Annotated in this window: 6 protein-coding genes; 1 reads left to right on the forward strand and 5 read right to left on the reverse strand. The window is 42.8% G+C overall.

Translation table 11 applies throughout. The features are described 5' to 3' along the window. Positions 1 to 331 (forward strand): penicillin acylase family protein (locus PI95_RS34130; protein WP_201280721.1); only part of this gene is annotated, 331 nt, incomplete at its 5' end. A 192-nt stretch (positions 332 to 523) separates the two neighbouring features. Here the strand turns inward: PI95_RS34130 and PI95_RS34135 are convergent. The 5 genes from PI95_RS34135 to PI95_RS34155 form a co-directional block, all read right to left on the reverse strand. Beyond that, a complete protein-coding gene (locus PI95_RS34135; RefSeq protein ID WP_201280722.1) occupies positions 524 to 1018 on the reverse strand; it encodes a M48 family metalloprotease in 495 nt (164 codons plus the stop codon). Positions 1019 to 1213: 195 nt separating this feature from the next. Further along, positions 1214 to 1999, reverse strand: coding sequence for an ABC transporter ATP-binding protein (locus PI95_RS34140; RefSeq protein WP_039753132.1), 786 nt, complete (start codon positions 1997 to 1999; stop codon positions 1214 to 1216). A gap of 3 nt (positions 2000 to 2002) precedes the next feature. After that, the gene (locus PI95_RS34145) at positions 2003 to 3073 is read right to left on the reverse strand and encodes a FecCD family ABC transporter permease (protein ID WP_039753130.1); all 1071 of its coding nucleotides are present in this window, start codon (positions 3071 to 3073) and stop codon (positions 2003 to 2005) included. A gap of 240 nt (positions 3074 to 3313) precedes the next feature. Next, entirely contained in the window at positions 3314 to 4309 is a 996-nt protein-coding gene (locus PI95_RS34150) for an ABC transporter substrate-binding protein (protein WP_039753129.1), read from the reverse strand. 12 nt (positions 4310 to 4321) lie between these two features. Continuing rightward, a complete protein-coding gene (locus PI95_RS34155; RefSeq protein ID WP_268896856.1) occupies positions 4322 to 6673 on the reverse strand; it encodes a TonB-dependent siderophore receptor in 2352 nt (783 codons plus the stop codon). Positions 6674 to 6738 lie beyond the last annotated feature (65 nt).

Here is a 6738-nt window from a genome sequence, read left to right on the forward strand (position 1 = left end):
GGACAAAAATGGACAGCCTTCATCCGAAAATGTCGTGGGGGATCGAGGATCTAGTAAACAAGGCTGTCCATTTTTGTCTATTGTTTGTGAAACCCCTTTAAATTCAAAAAATGCTCATTTTCAAGCAGTTGCAGGTGATTCTTTTGTTGCTGCCATTGAATTTTCCAATCCTGTAAAAGCTATGGCACTAACGAGTTATGGTAATGCATCTCAACCAAGTTCCCCCCATGTTGGTGAACAATTGCAGATGTTTGCTCATAAACAGTTGCGTCCCGTGTGGCGCGAAAGCAAAGAGATTCAGGCTCATTTAGCCGAACGCACAGCCTTTTGACGTACTCGCTGGCTAAAGTTGGAGTGTCACCACTCCAACTTTAGCCAGCGATTCTAGGCTCAAACAGCGTTTGAAAGTACAATTGATATCAATTGATATTTGATTAGGTTTCTCAATCCCCTTTTTAAGGGACAGGGGCATCCTATCTTAGCAAACTACGTACAGCTTGCTCTACATCGCAATGACTCAATTTCAACTATGAAACGGAATCACCAGTAATGGTAAAAGCGCCAAAATTAACCATACCCAAGACCAGAGTTTTGGCTGTCCTATAGAATCTGGTTGTTGCAAAAGCGCATCTATTCTCTGCGTGACATGATTGGTTGAGACATTTTTGGCAAAAGCTGCACAAAAAGTTGCCGACTGTAAAAGTGGAGTATTGACAACCAAGAGTAAAGCTTCTGCCAATAACAGACTATCAACTTGCCTAGCTGCCCAATAATCAGCCCGTATTTCTCTTAAAAGTAACAACTCTTGCCATAAAGATTCTGTATGCGGCAACCAAGAGGTTAACTGACGTAGCCACCCCAAAAAGAAAAAGCAACAGGTATCGCGGTAGTGGCGATGTCCATCTTCATGGGCTAAAACTGCTTTGAGATGGACAGCATCTAAAGTATCTAATAATCTCTGACTGATGATTAACTCAGGTTCCCAGAAACCAACCAAAGCACAATAAACAACAGGCACATTTAGTAAGCGTACTGTGGAGTTTACCGTAATATAACATTTACATGCAAAAATCTGCTGTCCCGTCAAAAGACAGTCTGTAAAATATTACAAACTATTTCTAGTTTTTTATTGATCGAGCGTAAAACTTCTCTCTACTGATGGTCAGACGGAGAGACAGGATACAGTCTTTTCCCCGTATGAATCAAAAGTCATTTATCCTCTGCTCTCAATTTCCCCATCTAGGAAAAAGCTGATACGCAATTTATGAGTGTTGGGATCATACTCCACTTTTGACCCCACGCCGAACACCTCTCGTATTAAAGCAGGTTGGAGCAACTCTTGCGGCACTCCCGCAGACCTGATTGCTCCCCTCTCTACCACGTAAATGCGATCGCAATAACTAGCAGCCAAATTCAAATCGTGTAAAGCGGCAATAGTAGTTACGCCTAACCCCTTCACCAGTTCCAATAATTCCAACTGGTAGCGAATATCGAGGTGATTGGTCGGCTCATCGAGAACCAAAAAACTCGCCTGTTGTGCTAATGCTCGTGCTACCAGTACCCGCTGCTTCTCACCCCCTGAAAGCGAAAGGAAAGAACGCAGAGTAAATGTCTGCATCCCTACCCGCGCCAGTGCTTCCATAACAATATCGCGGTCTTTAGCAGTCTCGTAATCAAACATCCCTTGGTGTGGAGTCCTACCCATCCACACCATTTCCTCAACCGTGAAATCAAACTCTGTTGGCATCTCTTGCAAAACAACCGCAGTCTGTTTCGCCATCTCGCGGGCACTCAACCGCCAAATATCCTCACCATTGAGGGTAATTCTTCCCGCATCTGGCTTCATTACGCGGTAGATACACCGTAACAAACTAGACTTCCCACTCCCATTGGGGCCAATCAGCCCGACAAACTCACCCGATGCTACCTCAAGATTAATGTCCCGCAGAATCTGCGTTCCCTCAATGCTACAATACAACCCTTCAACTACAAGCTTCATCGCCTACTCCCTCCCAAGGCATTTGGAAAACCCCTGCATCAGCCAAATGAAGAAAGGAGTGCCGAAAAGTGCTGTGATAATGCCAATGGGCACTTCCTCCGGGGCGATGATGATGCGTGCCAGAACATCTGCCCAAATCAGAAAAATTCCACCTAGCAGTAAACTTACAGGTAGCACGCGGTCATGGTCTGACCCAACAAGGAACCGAACGCTGTGAGGAATCATTAGCCCAACGAAACCAATGACACCACTAACAGCAACTATGACACCTGTTAAGAGTGAGGTAACAAAGAATAATTGCTTGCGGAAACTGTCAGTGTCTATTCCGAGAGTGCGCGCTGTTTCTTCACCGATGAGAAGTGCATTTAGCGATCGCGTCTGGAGTAACAAGTACGAACACCCTACTAATAAAGCTAGCACTGGCAAAATTAGGTCTGGCCACTTTGTTCCTGAAAGTCCCCCCAATAACCAGAACAAAACTCCTTGTGTAGCTTCGCCGCTTCCGGCTTTTAGAGCCAAGAAACTCGTTATCGCCTCAAACATATACGATACTGCCACACCAATTAGAATTAACCGTGTGGGGAATAGCCTTCCTTGTCGTCGTGCTAAGAAGAAAACAACAACGAATGCTAACAGCGCACCGAGGAAAGCCCCAAGCGACAACGCATACACACCAAAAAATGAGAAAATACCAAACAGGATGACTAAAACAGCACCCACCGATGCGCCGGACGAAATACCGAAAATAAAGGGATCAGCGAGGGGATTTCGTACCAATGCTTGCATGGTAACACCAACCACTGATAGCCCAGCACCCACAAAAAAAGCCAACAGCACACGCGGAAAGCGGATGAGCCAGACAATTTGAACTTGTGCTTGCGTCCAATCTCCTGTAACATTTGGAAATACTTGAGATAAAGCTATCTGCCATACCCTCAAAGGGGAAATAGGTACAGGCCCAATCATCACTGCCAAAGTTATAGAAAGCAACAACATCACAACCATTGCCAGCATTAGCAGCTTGTAGCGTTGCTGCTTGTTTTTTCTCAAGTGCTTTGGTATTGGATTAATCATTACTTAGTAGTTATTAGTCATTGGTCATTGGTCATTAGCGCTTTTTTATTACTCTCATTAGAAAATATTTAAAATTTTGTTTCTCAGTGCTTGGTTCCAAACAAGGGTTTTTTGGTTTTGCTGATAAAGCGAGGCTTTGAAAAAGATTCAAGGTCAGCATCTTATTTTTCTCTCCTCAGAGACATAAAAGAGCGTTAGTTAGTAGCTGCTTTCCCCATCTTCCCATCTTTGGTCTCCTGATTACTTAAACCTCTCTGGATAAAAGGCTTGGGCAAGTGTCCTAACTCCCTTAGCAATCCTGACCCCTGACGTGCTGTAACTGTAGTCAATAACCACAAATTTATCCTTCTGAACTGCGGTAATTTTTGCGTAGGCTGGGTTAGTTTGAAAAAGCTGTCGCTGCATCTTAGCAGGCGACCAACTAGCTTCACTAAGAATAATCACCTGTGGATTGCGGTTAATCACATCTTCCCAATTAACTGTAATATAAGTACCATTAGCTTTTTGTTGAAAAATATTTCGACCACCAGCCGACTCTAAAATCAGATTCGGTAGGCTATCGACGGTAATCGTGTAAGGTGGACTTTCACTGGCATACCAAAAGACACGCTTGGGAGGATTTACCTTGCCCAGTTTCTTTTGTGTATCTTCTAGCTCTTGTTGTAAAGAAGCAATTAATTTAAGAGCGCGATCGCTAACTCCAAAAATATTACCAATATCCCGAATTTCACTATAAATATTTTCCAGCAATCCCCTTTTTCGCTGACAAACTTCAATAGCTCCTTCTGGCAAATACGAATTAATCCCCAAACTAAGTAAGTCTTTGCGCCCACTAATTGCATCCTTACCAAAAGCCCCCGGAAATGATCCATAAACGAAATCTGGTTCAGCACCCAGCAAGACTTCTTGCGAGGGATACTTCTGGGCAATGACAGGGACTTGCGCGTAGGATTTTTGGTATTCAGGTAGGATGCGATCGTCTAGATAAGCTGTACCAACCATGTGCGCTTCTAAGCCTAATGCCAACATTATCTCAGTCGCTGGTTGGTTTAAGGTAACAACCCGCTTTGGTGGTTGCTTATAGGTAATGGTAATACCACAATTTTCAATTGTAATTGGATTAAAGCTAGAAGCTGCAAGTTGTTTGCTGTTAGTGTTTTTTACCTGCATCTGGCAAGCTACAAGCACTACCAACAGACAAGTTATCAGGATATTTATATAGCGGTGTCGTTTCATTACCAAACTTCCTTAAAAGTCAAACGACACCGTTCCCTGAACCGTAAACGGTGCTGAAGGATAAATAAAGAAACCATCTAAAGTGTAATATTTGACATTATAAATGTTTTTGAAGTTCAGCCCAATCTTGTAATTATCACGGCGATAGAAAATAGCAGCATCGGCTCTGACGTAGGAAGGCAGTGTCAGAGTATTAGACAATGTAGCCTCCTGCTCTCCCACAAAAGCTAGCCCCAGTCCAAACCCTAGCCCTTGTAAATTACCACTTTGAAGTTGATAGGTCGTCCATAGGCTGGCACTATTTTTGGGTACACCATATAATCTGTTACCAACAGGAATATCCTCATCTTCTGTTACCACAGCATCCGTATAAGCATAGTTAGCAATAACATTCCAACCTGGTAAAACTTGTCCTGTAATGTCTAATTCCACACCTCGGCTTCTTTGTTCACCTGTAGCAATGCTAGAAATACCAGTCGGATCATCAGGATCTCGAGTTAGCACATTTTGTCGAGTAATTTGGTAAAGTGCCAACGTTGCCGAAAGACGGTCTTTAATCAAATCCTGCTTAATTCCGACTTCAAACTGTTCGCCAATTTCTGGTTTAAACTGCTCATTTGTCCGACTTCTGGCAGAGTAATTAGGAGCAAAAGAGTTTGACCAAGAAAAGTAAAGCGAAGTCGTTTGACTAGGCTGATAAACAATACCAACTCGCGGTGAAAATTGCGAATTCGATTGTTCATTTATTACTGAGTTGTCCACACGATCTTTTCTGAAGAGTTCATTAGAATCAAAGCGACCACCAGCCAGAATTTTCAGATTAGGCAGAACTTCGATTAAATCTTGTACGTAAATTCCGATGTTGTCCGAACCATATTCTCTGGCAAAAGTTGGTGATGATGGAATGACAAACTTTGCACCATACTGTGGCTCAAAGATATTAAGCGTGCTAACCTCATCTGCGGTAAAAAAATCGTATTTAAATTTGTATCGGGCTAGTTCTACTCCGAACAATAAATTATGACGCAAAAATCCTGTCTCAAATTTTCCTGAAATTTCATTTTGTAGCGTTATGTTATTGTTTCCTTCGATTGACTCACTGGGACTACGGTCAACAGTTCTACGGTCATCTTCTAGAGCATATGGGAATGTTGATTTGCTATTTAAATCTGACTGGACTAAGTTAAAACCCTGCCGAAATTTCCAGTTATCACTGAATTGATGTTCAAAATTATAAGTAAATGAAATTGAGCGATTATTGCTTTCATTAAAATCAGGTTCTCCCAAAAATCGATTTCTAGGGAGTTTTAAAAATTCTGGTTCTGGGAGGAATCCATAGTTAAAGTTGAAATTATAGTTTTGGTATTCAAATTCTAGAGCAAGATTCGTGCGTGGCCCAATTTTCCAGGTTAGTGCAGGCGCAATAAAGAAACTATCATTTCTACTAAATTCGCGGAAACTATCAGCATTTTCATAAGCGATATTCAGGCGATAAAGAAGTGATTTATCCTCTGTGAGCGGCCCAGTCAAGTCAATTGTAGGGCGAACCAAGTTGTAACTTCCGTAGGTAACACTGGCATTATAATAAGGTTCAGCTAGAGGCTTTTTTGTAATAGCATTGACAACACCACTGGGAATCCCTGAACTAAACTGACCGCCTCCATAAAGAACTGACGCGGGGCCTTTGAGAAACTCAAATTGTTCGACGTTAGCGATATCACGAGGCGTGACATAACCGAAATCTTGAAACCCATTGCGTAAGTTGCCAAAATTTGTTGTAAAGCCGCGAATCCGAAAACCTACTGATGGTAGGGAACCATAACCCGGTTCCTGCTGGACACCGGCTACATTATCAGCTAAATCGTTTAGTCTGACTACACCTCTATCCTCAATTACCTGACGCGGGATTACTTGAATAGATAAAGGTAGGTCGCGTAGTGGTGCTTCTATTTTAGTGCCAGTGGTGGCGGTGGGGATGTTATACCCATCTTGCTCTCCCGTTACTACCAGTTCAATGGGTTCTTGATTCTCAGCTGATGGTTGAGTTGGTGGTGTTTCGCTACTAGGCTTGGAAGTATCTGGTCTTTGTGGTTGCTGCGGTTGTGATGTAGAGGATGTAATTGGCGTGACGACAAAAATTAAACCTTCATTGCTGTCATCTAACTCGACTTTTGGTACACCCGCCTCACCCGTCACAGTTACTCGCATAGTATTTGCGTCTTGATTCGTAACCGTTACTTCAGTGATTCCTGCAACAGGCTTTTGTTGACGCAAAGAACTATCATCTGTTAACCGCAGTTGAGCATTAGGAATATCTGCAATGAAGTTATTTCCCTTGGGCTGAACCTGGACAAAAATGGACAGCCTTCATCCGAAAATGTCGTGGGGGATCGAGGATCTAGTAAACAAGGCTGTCAATGAGTGTCTAT

The organism is Hassallia byssoidea VB512170, from assembly GCF_000817785.2.
Classification (GTDB): domain Bacteria; phylum Cyanobacteriota; class Cyanobacteriia; order Cyanobacteriales; family Nostocaceae; genus Hassallia; species Hassallia carrinoi.